At 53.7% G+C, this 20,399-nt stretch carries 19 protein-coding genes; 10 read left to right on the top strand and 9 right to left on the bottom strand.

Going from position 1 to position 20,399, the window contains the following annotated elements; genetic code table 11:
- Positions 1-4 precede the first annotated feature (4 nt).
- A complete protein-coding gene (locus tag AB4K05_RS07375; protein ID WP_368479340.1) occupies positions 5-1,309 on the top strand; it encodes a rhodanese-like domain-containing protein in 1,305 nt (434 codons plus the stop codon).
- Here AB4K05_RS07375 and AB4K05_RS07370 read toward each other — a convergent pair.
- Both AB4K05_RS07370 and AB4K05_RS07365 read right to left on the bottom strand, forming a co-directional pair.
- Positions 1,306-1,938 (bottom strand): CDP-alcohol phosphatidyltransferase family protein, encoded by a 633-nt coding sequence (locus AB4K05_RS07370; RefSeq protein ID WP_368479339.1) that lies wholly within the window; start codon positions 1,936-1,938, stop codon positions 1,306-1,308. The two genes, AB4K05_RS07375 and AB4K05_RS07370, sit on opposite strands and share 4 nt — an antisense overlap.
- Complete coding sequence (locus tag AB4K05_RS07365; protein WP_368479338.1) at positions 1,931-2,497, bottom strand: carboxymuconolactone decarboxylase family protein; 567 nt, start codon at positions 2,495-2,497, stop codon at positions 1,931-1,933. Before AB4K05_RS07365 ends, AB4K05_RS07370 begins: the two co-directional genes overlap by 8 nt.
- Positions 2,498-2,575: 78 nt before the next feature.
- Here AB4K05_RS07365 and AB4K05_RS07360 point away from each other — a divergent pair, with 78 nt between their 5' ends.
- Positions 2,576-2,992, top strand: coding sequence for a pyrimidine (deoxy)nucleoside triphosphate diphosphatase (locus tag AB4K05_RS07360; RefSeq protein WP_368479337.1), 417 nt, complete (start codon positions 2,576-2,578; stop codon positions 2,990-2,992).
- Here the strand turns inward: AB4K05_RS07360 and AB4K05_RS07355 are convergent.
- Complete coding sequence (locus AB4K05_RS07355; protein WP_368479336.1) at positions 2,952-3,221, bottom strand: DUF1496 domain-containing protein; 270 nt, start codon at positions 3,219-3,221, stop codon at positions 2,952-2,954. The genes AB4K05_RS07360 and AB4K05_RS07355 overlap by 41 nt on opposite strands.
- Before the next feature lie 235 nt (positions 3,222-3,456).
- On the opposite strand from AB4K05_RS07355, the gene gdhA reads away from it, so the two are divergent.
- On the top strand, positions 3,457-4,800 hold the full coding sequence (gdhA, locus tag AB4K05_RS07350; RefSeq protein ID WP_368479335.1) for an NADP-specific glutamate dehydrogenase: 1,344 nt from the start codon (positions 3,457-3,459) through the stop codon (positions 4,798-4,800).
- Positions 4,801-4,913: 113 nt separating this feature from the next.
- Here the strand turns inward: gdhA and AB4K05_RS07345 are convergent, their stop codons facing one another.
- The 3 genes from AB4K05_RS07345 to AB4K05_RS07335 all read right to left on the bottom strand — a co-directional run bounded on the left by AB4K05_RS07345 (position 4,914) and on the right by AB4K05_RS07335 (position 8,583).
- The gene (locus AB4K05_RS07345) at positions 4,914-6,854 is read right to left on the bottom strand and encodes a DNA topoisomerase III (RefSeq protein ID WP_368479334.1); all 1,941 of its coding nucleotides are present in this window, start codon (positions 6,852-6,854) and stop codon (positions 4,914-4,916) included.
- 4 nt (positions 6,855-6,858) lie between these two features.
- Positions 6,859-7,902, bottom strand: a complete 1,044-nt coding sequence (selD, locus tag AB4K05_RS07340; RefSeq protein ID WP_368479333.1) for a selenide, water dikinase SelD — start codon at positions 7,900-7,902, stop codon at positions 6,859-6,861.
- Positions 7,903-8,031: 129 nt separating this feature from the next.
- Positions 8,032-8,583, bottom strand: coding sequence for an NAD(P)H nitroreductase (locus AB4K05_RS07335; RefSeq protein ID WP_368479332.1), 552 nt, complete (start codon positions 8,581-8,583; stop codon positions 8,032-8,034).
- A gap of 160 nt (positions 8,584-8,743) precedes the next feature.
- On the opposite strand from AB4K05_RS07335, the gene sppA reads away from it, so the two are divergent.
- From sppA to AB4K05_RS07315, 4 genes are all read left to right on the top strand, one after another.
- Positions 8,744-10,597: a signal peptide peptidase SppA gene (gene sppA, locus AB4K05_RS07330; RefSeq protein WP_368479331.1), complete on the top strand. Its 1,854-nt coding sequence runs from the start codon at positions 8,744-8,746 to the stop codon at positions 10,595-10,597.
- 57 nt (positions 10,598-10,654) lie between these two features.
- The gene (gene ansA / locus AB4K05_RS07325) at positions 10,655-11,671 is read left to right on the top strand and encodes an asparaginase (RefSeq protein WP_368479330.1); all 1,017 of its coding nucleotides are present in this window, start codon (positions 10,655-10,657) and stop codon (positions 11,669-11,671) included.
- Between the two features lie 10 nt (positions 11,672-11,681).
- Positions 11,682-12,323 (top strand): bifunctional nicotinamidase/pyrazinamidase, encoded by a 642-nt coding sequence (gene pncA / locus AB4K05_RS07320; RefSeq protein ID WP_368479329.1) that lies wholly within the window; start codon positions 11,682-11,684, stop codon positions 12,321-12,323.
- A gap of 248 nt (positions 12,324-12,571) precedes the next feature.
- Positions 12,572-13,825: a glycoside hydrolase family 18 protein gene (locus tag AB4K05_RS07315; RefSeq protein WP_368479328.1), complete on the top strand. Its 1,254-nt coding sequence runs from the start codon at positions 12,572-12,574 to the stop codon at positions 13,823-13,825.
- Positions 13,826-13,866: 41 nt separating this feature from the next.
- On the opposite strand, the gene AB4K05_RS07310 is transcribed toward AB4K05_RS07315, so the two are convergent.
- Positions 13,867-14,145 carry a YeaC family protein gene (locus AB4K05_RS07310; protein ID WP_368479327.1) on the bottom strand — a complete coding sequence of 93 codons (279 nt, stop codon included), beginning with the start codon at positions 14,143-14,145 and terminating at the stop codon, positions 13,867-13,869.
- A 43-nt stretch (positions 14,146-14,188) separates the two neighbouring features.
- Entirely contained in the window at positions 14,189-14,602 is a 414-nt protein-coding gene (gene msrB / locus AB4K05_RS07305; RefSeq protein WP_368479326.1) for a peptide-methionine (R)-S-oxide reductase MsrB, read from the bottom strand.
- A gap of 339 nt (positions 14,603-14,941) precedes the next feature.
- On the opposite strand from msrB, the gene gapA reads away from it, so the two are divergent.
- Complete coding sequence (gene gapA / locus AB4K05_RS07300) at positions 14,942-15,937, top strand: glyceraldehyde-3-phosphate dehydrogenase (protein WP_368479325.1); 996 nt, start codon at positions 14,942-14,944, stop codon at positions 15,935-15,937.
- Positions 15,938-16,018: 81 nt separating this feature from the next.
- Positions 16,019-16,903, top strand: a complete 885-nt coding sequence (locus AB4K05_RS07295) for a D-hexose-6-phosphate mutarotase (protein ID WP_368479324.1) — start codon at positions 16,019-16,021, stop codon at positions 16,901-16,903.
- 293 nt (positions 16,904-17,196) lie between these two features.
- On the opposite strand, the gene AB4K05_RS07290 is transcribed toward AB4K05_RS07295, so the two are convergent.
- Entirely contained in the window at positions 17,197-17,943 is a 747-nt protein-coding gene (locus AB4K05_RS07290; protein ID WP_368479323.1) for a MipA/OmpV family protein, read from the bottom strand.
- 436 nt (positions 17,944-18,379) lie between these two features.
- Between AB4K05_RS07290 and yeaG the strand changes: the two genes are divergently transcribed.
- Complete coding sequence (gene yeaG, locus AB4K05_RS07285) at positions 18,380-20,314, top strand: protein kinase YeaG (protein WP_368479322.1); 1,935 nt, start codon at positions 18,380-18,382, stop codon at positions 20,312-20,314.
- Positions 20,315-20,399: the final 85 nt, after the last annotated feature.

The raw sequence follows: 20,399 nt of genomic DNA, 5'->3' as shown, positions 1-20,399 counted from the left end.
CTTGATGAAACGTGTTTCTCAGCTGACCGCGCTGGCCCTTGCGCTTGGTCTTGCCTCTTCTGCTTTTGCCGCCGAAACGGCAAAAACCTTAACTTTCACCCATTTGCTCCAGCAAAAAGGTGCGGCCATTGATACACGCCTGAGTGCATTTTATAACGGCTGGCCGCAGCAGGTGAACGGTACGCAGGGCCACGAGCCTGGTGCGCTGAACCTCTCTGCAAACTGGCTTTCCGCGATGAATAACGAGCAGTTAACCGCGTGGGCACAGCAGCACCAGCTGCAAAAAAATACCGATATCGCGCTGTACGGTGAGAGCAAAGACAATGAAGCGGTGGCAAAGCGCTTAAAACAGGCGGGCTACACCAGCATTTCTACCCTCAGCGATGCGCTGCAGCAGCCTGACCGTCTGCAAAAATTGCCGCATTTCGAACAGCTTGTGTACCCGCAATGGCTGCATGACCTGCAGCAGGGCAAAAACGTGGCGGCCAAACCCGCGGGCGATGTGAAGGTGATTGAAGCCGCTTGGGGCGCACCGAAACTGTATCTGGTAAGTCATATTCCGAACGCCGGATATATCGATACCAACGATGTTGAGAGCGAACCGTTGTGGAACAAGGTCTCTGACGCGAAGTTGAAAGCGCTACTGGCAAAACATGGCATTCGTCACGATACCACCGTTGTGTTGTACGGACGTGATGTTTACGCTGCCGCCCGCGTGGCGCAAATCATGCTCTACGCAGGTGTGCAGGATGTGCGCATTCTCGACGGCGGTTGGAAAACCTGGTCTGACGCAAACCTGCCGGTAGAACGCGGTCTGCCAAAAGATGTCGCTCCGGCAGCGGATTTTGGCGTGGTAATTCCAGCGCAACCGCAGCTGATGCTGGATATGGAACAAGCCCGTGGCCTGCTGCACCGTAAAGATGCCTCGCTGGTGAGTATCCGCTCCTGGCCGGAGTTTATCGGCACCACCAGCGGCTACAGCTATATTAAGCCAAAAGGTGAAATTGCTGGGGCTCGCTGGGGTCATGCAGGTAGCGACTCAACGCATATGGAAGATTTCCATAACCCAGATGGCACCATGCGCAGCGCGGATGATATTGCCGCAATGTGGAAAGCGTGGAATATTCTGCCAACCCAGCAGGTTTCCTTCTATTGCGGCACCGGCTGGCGCGCCTCTGAAACCTTTATGTACGCGCGAGCAATGGGTTGGAAAAACGTCAGCGTCTATGACGGCGGCTGGTACGAGTGGAGCGCAAATCCAAAAAATCCGATCGTCACCGGCGATCGTGGCCCGGAGAGCACGCTCTAATTCGATGCCTCATGACGCTGAACGTTTTTCAGCGTCATGTATCCTCCCCATACCCGATTGAAGGTGGTCAGCCAGCACAGCGCACCAAACACCCACGCCATCCAAGCAAACCACGCCGGAAACAGACAGCCCAGCACAAACAGCAGGATAGTCTCGGTCCCCTCGGTTAATCCACCTAGGTAATACAACGACTTGTGCGCGTAGCCAGGATTATCAATTTGGTGTTTGGCAGCCAGCGCAGCAAAGGCCAGAAAACTGCTGCCCGTTCCCATAAAGGCGAAAAGCAGCCAGCCGCCCGCCACCGCATTAGACGCCGGATCGGCCAGAATAAAACCGAAGGGCACCAGTGCGTAAAACAGAAAATCCAGCGCGATATCGAGAAAGCCCCCTGCATCCGACAGCCCACGCCGCCGGGCCAAAGCCCCGTCTAGGCCGTCAAAGGCGCGGTTAATCACGATAACAATCAGCGTCGCGCCGTACCAGCCGAGCGCCAGAAATGGCAGCGCCAGCACGCCAACGGCAAAACCTACCAAGGTGATGCCGTCCGGTGTCACACTTGGCCTGTCGACGCATTGTGCCACTCGGTTTAGCCACGGTTTAAGACGGGGATGAAGGTGTTTATCAAGCATCGTTCTGCCCTTTCATTGCACATAGTCCCTGCGACGGAATCTCCAACGCAGAATTAAAACGAGCGGAAAGATTTTGGAAGGCCACCAGTGCGGTCATTTCAGTGATTTGCTCATCGTTAAAGTGACAGTGTAACGCACCCTTCATTGCATCATCGACGCACGGTGGCGTCGCGGTCATCGCATCCGCGTAGTCGAGTGCTGCGCGCTCGGCGGGGGTAAACAGCGTTGAGGTCTGCCAGTCGCTGAGCGCTTGGACCTTTTCCATAGCACCGCAGCGCTGCGCCAGGCGTAGGCTGTTGGCATCGATGCAAAATGCACATTCACACTGTTGGGAAACTCGGGTCATCAATAAGGCACGCAGCGTGGGTTCAAGACGGGCTTTTTTACGTTCTAGGTAACCAACAAACAGCGCCACCAGCCAGAAAAGACGTGGCATACGTCCCCACCAGCGAGTTGGATTGAGCACATCACCATAATGTTTTTGCTGCATCGCAACGATAGGTTTCAAACTGAGCGGTAGCTGGCTGAGTGGCTGCACCCAGGGTTGTGTTTTTTTCACCCGCAGACTCCTGCAAAACTTTGGCAAACGACAAAGCAGCGATAATATGGCATTCCATTCACCACGTCTTTGACCGCTATGCTGAAAACCATTGATGTTGTTGCCGCCATTATTGAACAAAACGGCAAAATTTTGCTCGCCCAACGCCCTCTCCATGCCGATCAAGCTGGGCTGTGGGAGTTTGCCGGTGGAAAAGTTGAGGCCGGTGAAAGCCAGCCAGAGGCGCTGGTGCGCGAACTGCAAGAGGAACTGGCCATTCGCGCATACCCTGGGCGTTACATCGCCAGCCATCAGCGCGAGGTTTCTGGACGGATGATTCATCTGCACGCTTGGCACGTCCCGCGCTTTGACGGCGAAATCATCGCCCGTGAGCACAGCGCATTGGTGTGGTGTACGCCGCAGGAAGCGCTCGGTTACGAACTGGCCCCCGCCGACATCCCGCTGCTGACCGCTTTTATGGCTTTACCCGGCGCCATACCAGCGGGTTCGTACTGATGGCGCGTTCGTCGCGCTGACACTGCAACAGCACGCCTTCTGTTTTCACCACCGCCCCTTCGCTGTAGTTCTGATCTTGATAGATGCAGCACTGGGAGCACGGCTGTACCCGCTGCGTATTGCCCGTGTTGCTAAACACCTCAGGCGGAACGTTAACTTCCACCTGAGGTCGTGCCTGTGCAGCATGGCAAAACAGCACCAGTACCCCGGCTATCCATAGATTTTTCATCAGCTATCCCCTTAAAAATTCACCTTTTATAACTATCGACCAAAAAGGCCATGAACTTAACTTTTTTCCATCATCGCTTTTGGTTATGACTTTTCCCCGAGTATTAATTTTATTCTGCTTCCGGAATTTCCTTGTCATCCGCAAGCTAGGTAGTGATATAGTCGAAAAAAAGCATTTTATTAAACACAACCATAACAACTACATACATCCACAATCATAAGAGGTACTTATACTTATGGATCAAGTTTCTTCTCTGAATCAATTCCTGGCTCATGTTCAACAACGCGACCCACACCAGACCGAGTTTGCTCAGGCTGTACGCGAAGTGATGACCACGCTCTGGCCGTTCCTCGAACAGAACCCGCGCTATCGCCAGCTTTCTCTGCTGGAGCGATTAGTTGAGCCTGAGCGTGTTATTCAGTTCCGCGTCGTGTGGGTAGACGACCGTAATCAGGTACAGGTTAACCGCGCTTGGCGCGTTCAGTTCAGCTCAGCGATTGGGCCGTTCAAAGGTGGGATGCGTTTCCACCCTTCAGTTAACCTGTCCATTTTGAAATTCCTCGGCTTCGAACAGACCTTTAAAAACGCCCTGACCACTTTGCCTATGGGCGGCGGTAAAGGTGGTTCTGACTTCGATCCGAAAGGCAAAAGTGAAGGCGAAGTCATGCGTTTTTGCCAGTCACTGATGACCGAGCTGTATCGTCACCTGGGTGCGGATACCGACGTTCCGGCCGGCGATATCGGCGTGGGTGGTCGTGAAGTTGGCTTTATGGCGGGGATGATGAAAAAACTCTCCAACAACACAGCTTGCGTGTTCACCGGCAAAGGCCTCTCCTTTGGCGGTAGCCTTATCCGCCCGGAAGCCACCGGCTACGGCTTAGTGTACTTCACTGAAGCGATGTTAAAGCGTCATGGTCTCGGCTTTGAAGGGACCCGCGTGTCGGTTTCCGGTTCCGGTAACGTCGCACAGTACGCGATTGAAAAAGCAATGGAGCTGGGTGCGCGCGTCATCACCGCTTCCGACTCCAGCGGCACCGTGGTTGATGAAACGGGCTTTACCAAAGAGAAGCTGGCGCGTCTGTGCGAAATTAAAGCCAGCCGTGACGGTCGGGTGTCTGACTATGCACGTGAATTTGGGCTGGTCTATCTTGAAGGCCAGCAGCCGTGGAGCGTGCCGGTCGATATTGCCCTGCCTTGCGCCACCCAGAACGAACTCGACGCTGATGCCGCTCGCGTCCTGATTGCCAACGGCGTGAAAGCCGTGGCAGAAGGCGCCAACATGCCAACCACTATCGAAGCCACCGATCTGTTCCTCGAAGCGGGCGTGCTGTTTGCGCCGGGCAAAGCCGCTAACGCCGGCGGCGTGGCGACCTCAGGCCTGGAAATGGCGCAGAACGCTGCACGTATGGGCTGGAAAGCGGAGAAAGTTGACGCACGTCTGCACCACATCATGCTGGACATTCACCATGCCTGCGTTGAACACGGCGGCGAAGCGAAGCAGACAAACTACGTTCGCGGCGCGAACATCGCTGGCTTTGTTAAAGTGGCCGACGCGATGTTAGGCCAAGGCGTGATTTAAAACAGATAGCCCGGACGCGCGCCGGGCTATCGTTTTGAGCGGTAGGCTTGATAAGCGCCGCCATCAGGCAGCCTGAGTACATTGCCGGATAAGGCGTATACGCCTTATCCGGCCTACAATGCGTCTGGTGCAGGGCTTGACGACGCTTTCTTACTCTTCCCCTTCCCTTTACTGAACGCCTTCTTAGCACCTGCCGGTGCCGCTAATCCTCTAAACTGTCTGACCGGCGTACTGCGCGCCTGGTCAATTAACTGGAACAATGTTCCCACCAGCGGCTGCATAAAGTCCTGATAGCGGCACTGCTTTTCGCTAATTTGCGTCAGAATCGATTCCCAGTGGGCGGTCATATCCGGGCGCGTCGCCATTTCCGGCAGCGAATGGAATAACGCACGCCCTGGGTCGGTTGACAGAATATTGCGCCCTTTCTTGGTGAGGAAACCGCGCTTGAACAGCAGCTCGATAATCCCCGCGCGCGTGGCTTCAGTGCCTAAGCCATCTGTGGCGCGGAGGATTTTCTTCAGATCTTTATCCTGCACAAAACGGGCGATGCCGGTCATGGCCGACAGCAGGGTTGCATCGGTGAAGTGACGCGGTGGCTGCGTTTGCCGCTCAACCACTTCGCCGCTTTCACACAATAGCTCATCGGCTTTGGCGACAACCGGCAGCGGCGTCCCGTCGTTATCCTCATCCCGCTCTTTTGCCCCCAGAAGCGTACGCCAGCCGGCTTCCGCCAGAAAACGCGCTTTAGCGACAAATTTCCCGTTAGCAATATCGAGATCAATCTGACATTTACGAAACACCGCATCCGGGCAGAATTGCATCAGATACTGACGGGCAACCAAGGTGTAGACCTTGGATTCGTTTTCGGTGAGATTAACTTTGCTGGAACGAGCTGTCGGGATAATCGCGTGGTGAGCATCGACCTTTTTATCATCCCAGCAGCGGTTACGGATATCGATATCGACCACCGGCTGCGGAAGCAGATCCGCCGCATGAACACTAATAGCGTTAATCACCGCCTGACGCCCGGCAAAGTGTTCTTCCGGCAGATAGCGGCTATCGGAACGCGGATAGGTGATAAGTTTGTGGGTCTCATACAGCTTTTGGCAGATATCCAGCACGTTCTGGGCGCTAAAGCCAAACCGTTTCGCGGCTTCAATCTGCAGGGCCGATAACGAGAACGGCAGCGGTGCGGCTTCAGAATCGCGCTTGTCGTTATAGGCGGTGACAATCGCTGGCTGACCGCTAATACGCTTAACGACATGTTCAGCCAACGTTCGGTTGAGTAAGCGCCCCTCTTCATCCTGATGCGGTTCACAGGCTTCACTCGGCTGCCAGACGGCGGTAAAACGCTCGTCCTTCGGCGTGATAATATGCGCCTTCACTTCAAAGAAATCTTTCGCGACGAAGTTTTCAATCTCTTCATCACGACGCACCACCAGCCCCAGCACCGGCGTTTGTACGCGGCCCACGGAAAGCACGCCCTGGTAGCCAGCGTTACGACCAAGAATGGTATAGGCACGCGTCATATTGATGCCGTATAGCCAATCGGCGCGCGCACGGGCCAGCGCGGAAACGCACAGCGGGATAAATTCACTGTTGGCACGCAGCCGAGAAATCGCCCGCTCTACGGCCTGCGGGTTAAGATCGTTGATTAGGCAGCGCTGCACCTGATGGCGCTTTTCTGCGCCCAACTGGAGATAGTCCAGCACTTCATCCACCAGCAGTTGCCCTTCACGATCCGGGTCACCGGCATGAATGATTTCCTCAGCGTCGTGGAGGAAGCGCTTAATGACGTTGAGCTGCTTGGTGACCGACGCCCGGGGCTGGAGCTGCCATTTTTCCGGGACAATCGGTAGGTCCTGCAAATTCCAGCGCGCATAGCGGCTGTCATAAACATCCGGCTGCGCCTGTTCCAGAAGGTGACCGATACACCACGTCACCACCTGACCGTTGCCACACTCGATAAAACCGTCGCCCTTGCGGTGAGGCTTAGGCAGGACGTCGGCAATGGCGCGAGCCAGGCTCGGTTTTTCCGCGATAAACAGGCGCATGGATTCAGCGCAGCTCGATCATCGGACGGCCACCACGCGCGGTAACCAACTCGCCAATGGCGGTCAGATTGATACCAAACTCAGCGGCAGCGGCGTGTACCGCCTCTTCGGCGTCCGGTGTCACTGCCAACAGCAGGCCGCCGGAGGTTTGTGGATCGCACAGCAGCGCACGCTGCTCTGCGGTCATCGCGCCCATCAGATGACCATAGCTGGCAAAGTTACGTTCAGTGCCACCTGGAACCGCGCCAAGCGAAATGTACTCTTCTACGCCCGGCAGTTTCGGCACCGCATTAAAATCAATCTGTGCCTGCACGCCTGCGCCTTGGCACATTTCGCTCAGGTGACCCAGCAGACCAAAGCCGGTGACATCGGTCATGGCTTTAACACCTTCGATATTGGCAAACGCGGAGCCGACCAAGTTCATCTGGCACATCACTTCCGTTGCCAACCCCTGATGTTCAGGCTTAAGCAGTGATTTTTTCTCAGCGGTGGTCAGCACGCCAATGCCAAGCGGCTTAGTCAGAAACAGCTTACAGCCAGCTTGCGCAGTGCTGTTTTTCTTCACCCGCTCCGTTGGCACAATCCCGGTGACCGCCAGGCCGAAGATAGGCTCTGGGGCGTCGATGGAGTGACCGCCCGCCAGCGCGATACCGGCCTGTTTGCAGGCAAAGCGGCCGCCTTCGGTCACTTCGCGGGCAATTTCCGGCGCCAGTTTGCTAATAGGCCAGCCGAGAATGGCGATAGCCATAATGGGCTTTCCGCCCATCGCGAAAATATCGCTGATGGCGTTGGTGGCCGCAATCCGACCAAAGTCGAATGGGTTATCGACAATCGGCATAAAGAAATCGGTGGTACTGATGACCGAGGTACCGTTACCCAGGTCATAAACAGCAGCATCGTCGCGCGTTTCGTTGCCAACAAGCAGGTTCGGGTCGATAAACTTTGTTTGCTCGCTGTGCAGGATGGTCTCCAGCACCTTCGGCGAAATTTTACAACCGCAACCCGCTCCGTGGCTGTACTGCGTTAAACGAATGGCCTGCTCGCTCATGGACAACTCCTGTCATTGCTCTGGCATATGCGTAAGGACCATATGGTAACGCCAGAACCGGGCGGTGATAAGTACGACTGTCTGAATTCGCGGGCATTTGCCTGGAATACAGACAATCGTCATGGATTTTCAGAGATAACGGACGAACGGCGCCGTATCCGGGGCGACTATCGTGGTCGACGCTTTCAGCTGTGGGGTGCCAAGATAGAGGAAGCCGACAATTTTATCCTGTGGCCCGCAATCGAAACCATCACGTACTGCCGGGCTTTCCGTCAGCGCACCGCTGCGCCAGATGCCGTTAAAGCCCTGTGCTACCGCTGCCATCTGCATCGCCATCACCGCGCATCCCGCCGACATTTCCTGCTCCCACACTGGTACTTTCGGGTGCGCTTGGCATTTGGCGATCACGGTAATAATCATCGGCGCGCGAAACGGCGCTGTGCGTGCTTTTTCAATCGCTTTTTCGTCGCCCTGTGCTTCAACCGCGCCCTGCTCCAGCAGGCCGCTGAAACGTGCGCGACCTTCACCTTCAATAATCACGAACTGCCACGGCTGCAACGTGCCGTGATCCGGTGCGCGCATCCCGGCACGCAGAATATTCTGCAACGCTTCCCCAGCCGGTGCCGGCTCCGCAAGACGGGAAGCACTGCGGCGATTTACCAATAATTCAAGGGCATCCATTTCGTCACTCCTCTTACGTTATTTTTCATAAAATTAACATGCACGAGGATTTTGTTACAGCACCGAAGGCGATTCCTGCTGACAACCGGCGACGGTCTATTTAGGATAGCCACACGTTTCACCGTTTCGGTGAACCTTTTATTTTTAGCAGGGAGAATACATGCGAACCGTATGGCGCTTCATTGTCGGATTCTTTAAATGGACGTGGCGATTACTTAATTTCGTCCGTGAACTGGTGCTCAACCTGTTCTTTATCTTGCTGGTGCTGGTTGGCGTTGGCATCTGGATGCAGCTTAGCAGCAGTACCACCGAACATAGCAGCCGCGGGGCGTTGCTGATGGATATCAGCGGCGTGGTGGTGGATAAGCCGTCCGCCAGCAGCAAACTGAGCGTTATTGGCAAGCAGATTTTCGGCGCCAGTTCTGACCGTCTGCAGGAAAACTCCCTGTTCGACATTGTGCAGACCATCCGTCAGGCCAAAGACGATCGCAATATCACCGGTATTGTGCTCGATCTCAAAAACTTCGCCGGCGGCGATCAGCCGTCGATGCAGTACATCGGTAAAGCGCTGCGCGAGTTCCGCGACAGCGGCAAGCCGGTGTACGCGATTGGCGACAGCTACAGCCAGGGTCAGTACTACCTTGCCAGCTTTGCGAATAAAATCTGGCTGTCGCCACAGGGCGTCGTTGACCTGCATGGCTTTGCCACTAATGGGCTGTATTACAAAACCCTGCTCGATAAGCTGAAGGTGTCAACGCACGTGTTCCGCGTTGGGACCTACAAGTCCGCCGTTGAGCCATTTATCCGTGATGATATGTCACCCGCCGCGCGTGAGGCAGATAGCCGCTGGATTGGCGAGCTGTGGCAGAACTATCTCAATACCGTAGCGGCTAACCGTCAGATTACCGCTCAGCAGGTATTCCCGGGCGCGCAGGCCATGCTCGACGCCCTGCGTCAGGCCGACGGCGACACGGCAAAATACGCACTGGATAACAAACTGGTGGATACCCTTGCCTCAAGCGCCGAGATCGAAAAAGCGATGACCAAGGCGTTTGGTTGGAGCAAAACCGATAACAGCTTCCGCGCGGTCAGTATGTATGACTACGCGGTGAAAACACCGGCAGATACCGGTTCAAGCATTGCCGTGGTCTTCGCTAACGGTGCCATTATGGATGGCGAAGAAACCCCGGGTAACGTCGGTGGCGATACGACGGCGGCGCAGATCCGCGATGCGCGTCTTGATCCGAAAGTGAAAGCCATTGTCCTGCGCGTCAACAGCCCTGGCGGCAGCGTCAGCGCCTCTGAAGTGATTCGTGAAGAGCTGGCGGCTGCGAAAGCGGCGGGTAAACCGGTAGTGGTGTCGATGGGCGGTATGGCGGCCTCTGGTGGCTACTGGATCTCAACCCCTGCGGATTATATTGTCGCCAGCCCCAGTACGCTGACCGGCTCTATTGGTATCTTCGGGGTCATTAATACCGTGGAAAATACGCTCGATGCTATCGGCGTTCACACCGATGGCGTGGCGACCTCGCCGCTGGCCGATATCGCGGTGACGAAGGCGCTGACGCCGGAAGTACAACAGATGATGCAGCTCACCATTGAGAACGGCTACAAGCGCTTTATCACCCTCGTCGCGCAGTCGCGTAAGAGCACGCCGGAAGCCATCGATAAGATTGCTCAGGGCCACGTGTGGACCGGTGAAGACGCTAAAGCCAATGGTCTGGTCGATAGCCTCGGTGACTTCGATGATGCGGTGGCGAAAGCCGCTGAGCTTGCGAAAGTCAAAACGTGGCACATTGACTACTATCAGAGCGAACCCACGTTCTTCGATATGGTGATGGACAGCATGTCCGGCTCCGTGCGTGCAGCGCTGCCACAGGCATTGCAGGCATATCTGCCGGCACCGCTGGCGTCAGCGGCAACCGCGGTCAAAGCCGAGAGCGATAAGCTGGCGGTATTTAACGATCCGCAAAATCGCTATGCAATTTGCCTGACCTGCGCCAATATTCGCTAATCGTAATCCCCTCCTAGCCGGAGGGGATTTTCTTTAGATAATTCATTCGACGAACCCATGCAAAAAAAATCCATATACGTCGCCTACACCGGCGGGACCATCGGGATGCAGCGCTCCGATCATGGCTATATCCCCGTTTCCGGACATCTGCAGCGCCAGCTAGCGTTGATGCCTGAATTCCATCGGCCCGAGATGCCAGACTTTACTATCCACGAATATGACCCGCTGATGGACTCCTCCGACATGACGCCGGAAGACTGGCAGCATATTGCGGACGATATTAAAGCGCACTACGACGAGTATGACGGCTTTGTGATCCTTCACGGCACCGACACCATGGCATTCACCGCCTCCGCGCTGTCATTCATGCTGGAGAACCTGGGGAAGCCAGTGATTGTGACCGGGTCGCAGATCCCGTTGGCTGAGCTGCGTTCAGATGGGCAGATTAACCTGCTGAATTCGCTGTACGTCGCGGCGAACTACCCGATTAACGAAGTGACGTTGTTCTTCAATAATCGTCTGTATCGCGGCAACCGAACCACCAAAGCCCACGCAGATGGCTTTGATGCCTTTGCCTCGCCGAACTTACAACCGCTGTTAGAAGCGGGGATCCATATTCGCAAACTGGGCACCCCACCCGCGCCGCATGGTGAAGGCGAGCTGATTGTGCATCCGATTACTCCGCAGCCTATCGGCGTGGTGACCATTTATCCGGGCATTTCCGCCGATGTGGTGCGCAACTTCCTGCTGCAACCGGTTAAAGCGCTGATCTTGCGCTCCTACGGCGTCGGTAATGCGCCTCAGAACGGTAATTTTATCAACGAACTGACTGAGGCCAGCAAGCGCGGCATTCTGGTCATTAATCTGACCCAGTGTATGTCCGGCAAGGTGAATATGGGCGGCTACGCTACCGGTAACGCGCTGGCACAGGCGGGCGTGATTAGCGGTTCAGATATGACCGTCGAGGCCACACTGACTAAGCTGCACTATCTGCTGAGTCAGGGGTTAGATGCCGAAACTATCCGCCAAGCCATGCAGCAAAACCTGCGTGGCGAACTGACGCCTGACGATTAAGGAGAATGTCATGACCCAACGCGCACTGTTATTGGTCGATTTGCAAAGTGATTTCTGCGCCGGCGGCGCGCTGGCCGTGGCGGAGGGTGACAGCACCATCGACGTCGCCAATCTGCTTATCCGCGCCTGCCAAATTCGCGGTGATAACGTGGTCGCAAGCCAGGACTGGCATCCCGCCAACCACGGCAGTTTTGCCAGCCAACACGGGGTTGATGCTTACAGCCAAGGATTACTGGATGGCTTGGCACAAACCTTCTGGCCTGATCATTGCGTACAGGACAGCGAAGGCGCGGCGTTTCATCCGCTGTTGACCCAGCAGAGTATTGATGCGGTTTTCCACAAAGGTGAAAACGTTAATATCGATAGTTACAGCGCCTTTTTCGATAACGGTCATCGGCAGAAAACCGGACTGGATGCGTGGCTGCGTGAGCAAGGCATCAGCGAATTAATCATTATGGGGCTGGCAACGGACTACTGCGTCAAGTTCACCGTGCTGGATGCATTACAGCTGGGGTATACGGTCAACGTGATTACCGATGGCTGCCGTGGCGTTAATATTCAGCCACAGGACAGCGCTAACGCGTTTATGGACATGGCAGCAGAAGGCGCGACGTTATACACCTTGGACGATTGGCTGGAAATTCAAGGTTAAATCGCTCAACTGTGGGCCGGATAAGGCGTATGCGCTGCCATCCGGCCATGCGCCATACCCGATGGCGCTGCGTTTTTAAGGTCTAAAATCACCCACTTATCTGGGCTACTTTTTCATCGCATCACCTTCCCTCCCCGTGAACCCCTTCGCAGTTTTAACGCAGCGGCAATGCTATGTTCGAACGGTTGTTTTTTCGCCACGCCATTATCGTGGCGTGTTTGCTTTTTTAATGTCAAAGAGGACCGTGTATGAAACTTTTGCCTTTGCTGGCAGCATTGCCCCTGCTCTGCGCTTCGGTTGTTTCCGCTAATTCCCTGATGTCGGTTGGCTACTTTAACGGAGGCGGTGACGTGACCGCCGGGCCGGGCGGTGATATTAATAAGCTCGATGTCCGCCAAATTACCCATCTCAACTATTCGTTCGGCCTTATCTACAACGATGAAAAAGATGAAACCAACGACGCGTTAAAAGACCCGGCAAAGCTGCACCAAATTTGGTTATCGCCAAAGGTGCAGTCCGATTTAGAAAAAATTCCCGTTCTGCGTAAACAAAACCCTAACCTCAAAGTCCTGCTGTCAGTTGGCGGCTGGGGAGCTCGCGGCTTCTCTGGCGCCGCGGCAAGCCCGGAGGCGCGCACGGTATTTATTCATTCCGCCCAAGAGGTGGTGAAAAAGTATGGCCTTGACGGTATCGATCTCGATTGGGAATACCCGGTAAATGGTGCCTGGGGGCTGGTTGCCAGCCAGCCGGCGGATAGAGACAACTTCACTACGTTGCTAAAAGAGCTGCGAGCGGCTTTTGGCAGCCATAAGCTGGTGACCATTGCCGTTGGCGCTAACGCTGAAAGCCCGAAAAGCTGGGTAGATGTGAAGGCCATTGCCCCACTGCTGGATTACATCAATCTGATGACCTACGACATGGCGTACGGCACTCAGTACTTTAACTCGAACCTGTATGATTCGACCCAGTGGCCAACGGTGGCGCAGGCGGATAAATACAGCGCCGACTTCGTGGTGAATAACTATATTGCCGCTGGCTTGAAACCGAGCCAAATGAACCTCGGCATCGGTTTCTATGGCCGCGTGCCGAAGCGTACGGTAGAGCCGGGTATCGACTGGAGCAAACCAGACGCGCAGAAAAATCCCGTAACTCAGCCCTATTTCGGCGTACAAGAGGTTGAACTGTTTAAATCGCTGGGCGTGGATTTGAGCAAAGACACCTATGTGAAGTACAACGATATCGTCGCCAAACTGCTAAACGATCCGCACAAACGCTTCACCGAGCACTGGGACGACCAAGCTAAAGTGCCGTGGCTGTCGGTACAGTCGAGCGACGGGAAAGCACTGTTTGCGCTTTCGTATGAGAACCCGCGTTCGGTCAGTATTAAGGCCGACTACATCAAGAGCAAGGGGCTCGCAGGAGCGATGTTCTGGGAGTATGGCGCAGACGACAACAACCAGTTGGCAAAGCAACTGGCTGAGTCATTAGGTATCAAGCACTAAGGTCAATAGTATTGACGCCGGTAGCCCACCGGCGTCATTCCTCAGTGTTGCTTAAAGGTCATAATAGGCTTCGGCGCGATGCCGAAATCTTCTTTCAACTGCTGCTTACTTTTCATCACCATCTGACCCTGAGTGTCGATAGTCATGTGCTGCGCGTCATTGTTATGGCGAGATTGCCAAAGCATCACCAACTGCAGACTGTTTTCTTTTTGTTCGTCGGTCAGGGCGACACCATCCGGCCATTTTCCGAGCTCTACAGCGGTCACTAAACGCTGGTAAATTTCCGGCGTCATATTGTCGATCATTTGCTCAATACTCATCTCCAGCCCCTTCTCCTTTGGAATAATTTGCTGAATCGTTTTTTCAACCCTTGGTTGAGCTACCGTTCTCTTCATCCGTGAAGTTCAGAGACGCGGAATTGACGCAAAAACGTTCACCTGTCGGCTGCGGACCATCGGGGAAAACGTGTCCCAGATGGGCATCGCAATTTCCGCAACGAATTTCAGTACGTTGCATACCGTGGGAGTAATCATTGAGATAACGAATCGCCGTGTCGCTCACCGGCTCGTAAAAACTCGGCCATCCGCAGCCAGAATCAAACTTGCTTTCGGAATGAAATAACGGCGCATCGCACACTAGACAGTGGTAAACCCCATCACGCTTGTTATGGAGCAAACGCCCGGTAAATGGCGGTTCCGTGCCGTGTTTTTGCGTAACGTAAAACTGCATTTCGCTTAGGGATTTTTGTAATTCTTCTGGGGTGGGTTTATTTACCATTTTGCTCACATCTCACTATGGAAAATACAATTACCAGAGGATTCTAACAAAACATTAACAATGAAACTTGATCTTTTGTTCTAAACTTAATCGGCGTGAAAAGGCAGCTGGGTTATTGTGACCCAAGTCACATTTTTATCTTCTGCGCCCTTTAAAATCCCCGGCGCCGCCCTCATGTGGTTTCAGGCTCACAGGAAGAGTGAGGCAGGTCATTCGAGCAAAGCTTAGGCAGCAGATTGATTTGTCGCAATGATTGACACGATTCCGCTTGACGCTGCGTAAGGTTTTTGTAATTTTACAGGCAACCTTTTATTCACTAACAAATAGCTGGTGGAATATATGACTATCAAAGTAGGTATCAACGGTTTTGGCCGTATCGGTCGCATTGTTTTCCGTGCTGCTCAGGAACGTTCTGACATCGAGATTGTTGCAATCAACGATCTGTTAGACGCTGAATACATGGCTTACATGCTGAAATATGACTCCACTCACGGCCGTTTCAACGGTACCGTTGAAGTGAAAGACGGTCATCTGGTCGTTAACGGTAAAAAAATCCGTGTTACCGCTGAGCGTGACCCAGCTAACCTGAAGTGGAACGAAGTCGGTGTTGACGTTGTTGCTGAAGCAACTGGTCTGTTCCTGACTGACGAAACCGCTCGTAAGCACATCACTGCTGGCGCGAAAAAAGTTGTTCTGACTGGTCCTTCCAAAGACAACACGCCTATGTTCGTTAAAGGCGCTAACTTCGAAAAATATGCTGGCCAGGATATCGTTTCTAACGCATCTTGCACCACCAACTGCCTGGCACCGCTGGCAAAAGTTATCAACGACAACTTCGGCATCGTCGAAGGTCTGATGACCACTGTTCACGCGACCACCGCTACTCAGAAAACCGTTGATGGCCCATCTCACAAAGACTGGCGCGGCGGCCGCGGCGCATCCCAGAACATCATCCCATCCTCTACCGGTGCTGCTAAAGCAGTAGGTAAAGTACTGCCAGAACTGAATGGCAAACTGACTGGTATGGCGTTCCGCGTTCCTACTCCGAACGTATCCGTTGTTGACCTGACCGTTCGTCTGGAAAAAGCTGCTTCTTATGAAGAAATTAAGAAAGCACTGAAAGCTGCTTCCGAAGGCGCAATGAAAGGCGTTCTGGGCTACACCGAAGACGACGTAGTTTCTACCGATTTCAACGGTGAAATCTGCACTTCCGTATTCGATGCTAAAGCAGGTATCGCTCTGAACGACAACTTCGTGAAACTGGTTTCTTGGTATGACAACGAAACTGGCTACTCTCACAAAGTTCTGGACCTGATCGCTCACATCTCCAAATAAGTTGAGATGAGAATCTGATCCAAAAAGGCGACCTCGGTCGCCTTTTTTTATGGCTATGTTTTAAACACCAAGGATTGCAGCATGATTAACAAAATTTTCGCTCTTCCGGTTCTTGAACAGCTTACCCCTGTACTCTCTCGTCGCCAGCTTGATGAGCTTGCGGTTCTCGTTATCGACCACCCAAAAGTAAAAGCCTCCATCGCCTTCCAGGGCGCACACCTGCTCTCCTGGAAACCGGCTGGTGAAGAAGAGGTATTGTGGCTCAGTAATAACACGCCGTTCAAAAACGGCATTGCACTACGTGGCGGCGTGCCAATTTGCTGGCCGTGGTTCGGCCCGGCGGCGCAGCCTGGTTTCCCGGCACACGGCTTTGCCCGTAACCTGCCGTGGGAACTGAAAGCGCATAACGAAGACGATAACGGTGTGGTGCTGACTTTTGAGTTGAAAAGCAGCGACGCAACGCGTCAGTATTGGCCGCACGAATTCAGCCTGCTGGCCCGTTTCAAGCTGGGTAAAACCTGCGAAATGGAGCTGGAAGCACACGGCGAATTCGAAACGACCACCGCGCTGCACACCTATTTCAACGTAGGTGATATCCACGCAGTGAAAGTAAGCGGCCTTGGCGACCGTTATATCGATAAAGTGCAGAACGCTGAGATTGGCGAACTGAGCGACGGCGTACAGACCTTCCCAGATCGTACCGACCGCGTTTACCTCAATCCAGAAGCCTGTAGCATTATCCACGATAGCTCACTGAACCGGGCGATTGATGTCGTGCACCATCACCACGTCAACGTCGTCGGCTGGAACCCAGGTCCCGCGCTGTCGGTCAGCATGGGCGATATGCCAGATGACGGTTACAAAACCTTCGTCTGCGTCGAAACCGCTTGCGCCAGCGCTCCACAAAAAGCAACGGCAGAAAAACCTGCACGCCTGAGCCAGACCATTCGTGTTGTAAAACGCTAATCCTCTCCCCTGCGTTCTCTGTCGGGTAATACGTGATTACCCGACAGCTTTCTTTAGACCCACATCAATAAGCCCTTTAAATCTAAATACAGATATTGGACATCACAATGCCGGAAGGAATAACCATGGTGGGGTCGAGAGAGAAGCAGAAACCTAGCGAGGTCATGCGGTTGAAACCCGCACTTTAATAAAAAGCCTCATAACGGTGCAGTGCTCCGTTATGAGGCGCGACGACAGTGCGTCTTTATCTCGTTCAGGAAGTCAGACGCTTGGCCTTAGACTCCCAGTGAGCTTTAGAAGGTATAGGTCACGCCGGTGGACAACAGACCGCTCCAGCTCTTATCAACCATTGGGCTGTCGGTGATTTCATCAGACAGACGGGTATAACGTGCAGTGCCGTAGACGCTCCAGTTACCCGCAAAGCGGTAGTTGGCGCTCATTTCCAGATACGGGTTCCAACTGTTGCTTGGATCGTAGCTGCGCAGGCCGCTGCGTGCGGCTTCACGATGGGATACGCCGTAATAGTACTGGTTCTGGTTTTCGCTGTTCCACTCGACGCCAATGCCCGGCGTTAAGGTCAGGCCGCCGTTGGTATAGCGATATACCCAAGCCGTGTCCCACACGATACCGTTGCTGTTATCGAGCACATCACCAGACAACGCGGTACGCAGCGAACCATATTGCGTGTGGTGCATCCAGGATACACCTGCCATCACGGTAGATTTACGCTTATCAAGTCTACGCAGTTGGCTGTTGTCGCTGTCGCCAGGCTTGAAGTACGTCGGAGACCAGTACCCCATCACCGAGAGCTGGTCGGTACCGTCGTTCCACAGATAGTAGCCGCCGCCCAGACCACGGAACCAGAAGTTATCCCCTTCATAGTTGATAACGGGTACAGGATAGACATCGTGGTCGTACTGTTTGTATGGATGTTCCACAATCCCCACGCCTGCGCCCAGCGTGAGCTTGCTTTCCGCCTGTGCAGCAGTTGCAGAAGTGGCGATCAGTACCCCGAGAGCGAGAAGTTTGATTCGATTCACAATCCGTAATTCCTTTTTATTCAACGTATCAGCGGCAGAAGTTTACCTCCCACACTGCCGTATCACAAACTTTTTACTTTTAATGGCAAAGTATGACCGGCCATTTTCTCCGCCAGGGATGGCAGTACGCTTGCAAATACGTGACAGCTATATGAAAGCATAAAAAAGATTAAAAGATTTAATGGCGTATTATTTGATGAGTTATTGATATGTCATTGAAATTCGTTTTTATCGCCATGCAAGTTTTGCAAATGCCATCTACGCTTATTTTTAGAAGGTGTCATTGCCGCGCACGTTAACCTTACTGTCCAACAATCTGGCACACGGGTTGCTGGGAAAAACAGTGAGCGTCGCTCAGCTTACCCCTTCCGGGAGCCCACACTATTCATACCAATGGCTCTTAACCTGTGCTAAAAAAATGAAAGGACGGCATGCCATGAATATATTCGATCACTATCGCCAGCGCTATGAAGCTGCCAAGGACGAAGAGTTCACACTGCAGGAGTTTCTCGCCGTATGTAAGCAAGATCGCAGTGCCTATGCTAACGCGGCGGAACGGCTATTAACGGCTATTGGCGAGCCGATAATGGTTGATACGGCCCAAGAACCACGGCTTTCCCGTCTCTTTTCAAACCGAGTCATTGGGCGCTACCCCGCGTTCGAAGAGTTCTACGGCATGGAAGAAGCCATTGAACAGATTGTTTCCTACCTGAAACACGCCGCCCAGGGACTTGAAGAGAAGAAACAGATCCTCTATTTGCTCGGCCCGGTGGGTGGTGGTAAATCATCGCTGGCCGAACGACTGAAATCGCTGATGCAGCGCGTGCCGATTTACGTGCTCAGCGCTAACGGTGAACGCAGCCCGGTCAACGATCATCCGCTATGCCTGTTTAATCCGCAGGAAGATGCGCAGATTTTGGATAAAGAGTTTGGCATTCCGACTCGCTATCTGGGCACCATCATGTCGCCGTGGGCAGCGAAGCGTCTGCATGAGTTTGGCGGTGATATTACCAAGTTCCGAGTGGTCAAAGTCTGGCCGTCCATTTTGCAGCAGATAGCGATTGCGAAAACCGAACCTGGCGATGAGAACAACCAGGATATCTCCGCGCTGGTCGGTAAAGTCGATATCCGTAAGCTTGAGCACTTCGCGCAAAACGATCCTGATGCCTACGGCTATTCCGGCGCACTGTGCCGGGCAAACCAAGGGATTATGGAATTCGTTGAGATGTTTAAAGCCCCTATCAAGGTGCTGCATCCACTGCTGACCGCCACGCAGGAAGGCAACTATAACGGTACCGAAGGGATCTCCGCCCTGCCGTTTAACGGCATCATTCTGGCGCACTCTAACGAATCTGAGTGGGTGACCTTCCGCAATAATAAGAACAACGAGGCGTTCCTTGACCGTGTTTATATCGTCAAGGTGCCTTATTGCCTGCGCATCTCTGAAGAGATGAAGATTTACGAAAAACTGCTCAACAACAGTGAACTGACCCATGCGCCATGCGCACCAGGCACACTGGAAACGCTGTCACGCTTCTCTATTCTGTCGCGTTTGAAAGAGCCAGAGAACTCCAGCATCTACTCCAAAATGCGTGTCTACGACGGTGAGAGCCTCAAAGACACCGATCCGAAAGCCAAGTCGTACCAAGAATATCGCGACTACGCCGGTGTAGATGAGGGGATGAACGGTCTTTCTACCCGTTTTGCCTTCAAAATCCTGTCCCGCGTCTTCAACTTCGATCACGCCGAAGTGGCGGCGAACCCGGTACATCTTTTCTACGTGCTGGAGCAGCAGATTGAACGCGAGCAGTTCCCGCAGGAACAATCGGAACGTTATCTTGAATTCCTCAAAGGCTATCTGATCCCGAAATACGCCGAGTTTATCGGCAAAGAGATCCAGACCGCCTATCTGGAATCCTACTCAGAGTACGGTCAGAATATTTTTGACCGCTACGTAACCTATGCCGACTTCTGGATTCAGGATCAAGAGTATCGCGATCCGGATACCGGTCAGCTGTTCGACCGTGAATCTCTGAACGCCGAGCTGGAAAAAATCGAGAAGCCTGCCGGGATCAGCAACCCGAAAGACTTCCGCAACGAGATCGTCAACTTTGTGCTGCGCGCCCGTGCCCACAACAACGGCCGCAACCCGAACTGGACGAGCTATGAGAAGCTGCGCACGGTTATCGAGAAGAAAATGTTCTCCAACACCGAAGAGCTGCTGCCGGTGATTTCGTTTAACGCTAAAACCTCAACCGATGAGCAGAAAAAACACGACGACTTCGTCGATCGGATGATGGAAAAAGGCTACACCCGCAAACAGGTTCGCCTGTTGTGTGAATGGTATCTGCGTGTCCGTAAATCATCATAACGGTGAAGCCCGGTAGCACTTATGCTCGCCGGGCTCACCACAATAACCAGCCTGTAGGCCGGATAAGCGGAGCGCCATCCGGCAT

This window comes from Kluyvera sp. STS39-E (assembly GCF_040932435.1).
In the GTDB taxonomy this organism is placed as follows: Bacteria; Pseudomonadota; Gammaproteobacteria; order Enterobacterales; family Enterobacteriaceae; genus Kluyvera.
The sequence above is the reverse complement of the archived record's forward strand: the minus strand, read 5'-3'. Positions and strand labels throughout refer to the sequence as shown.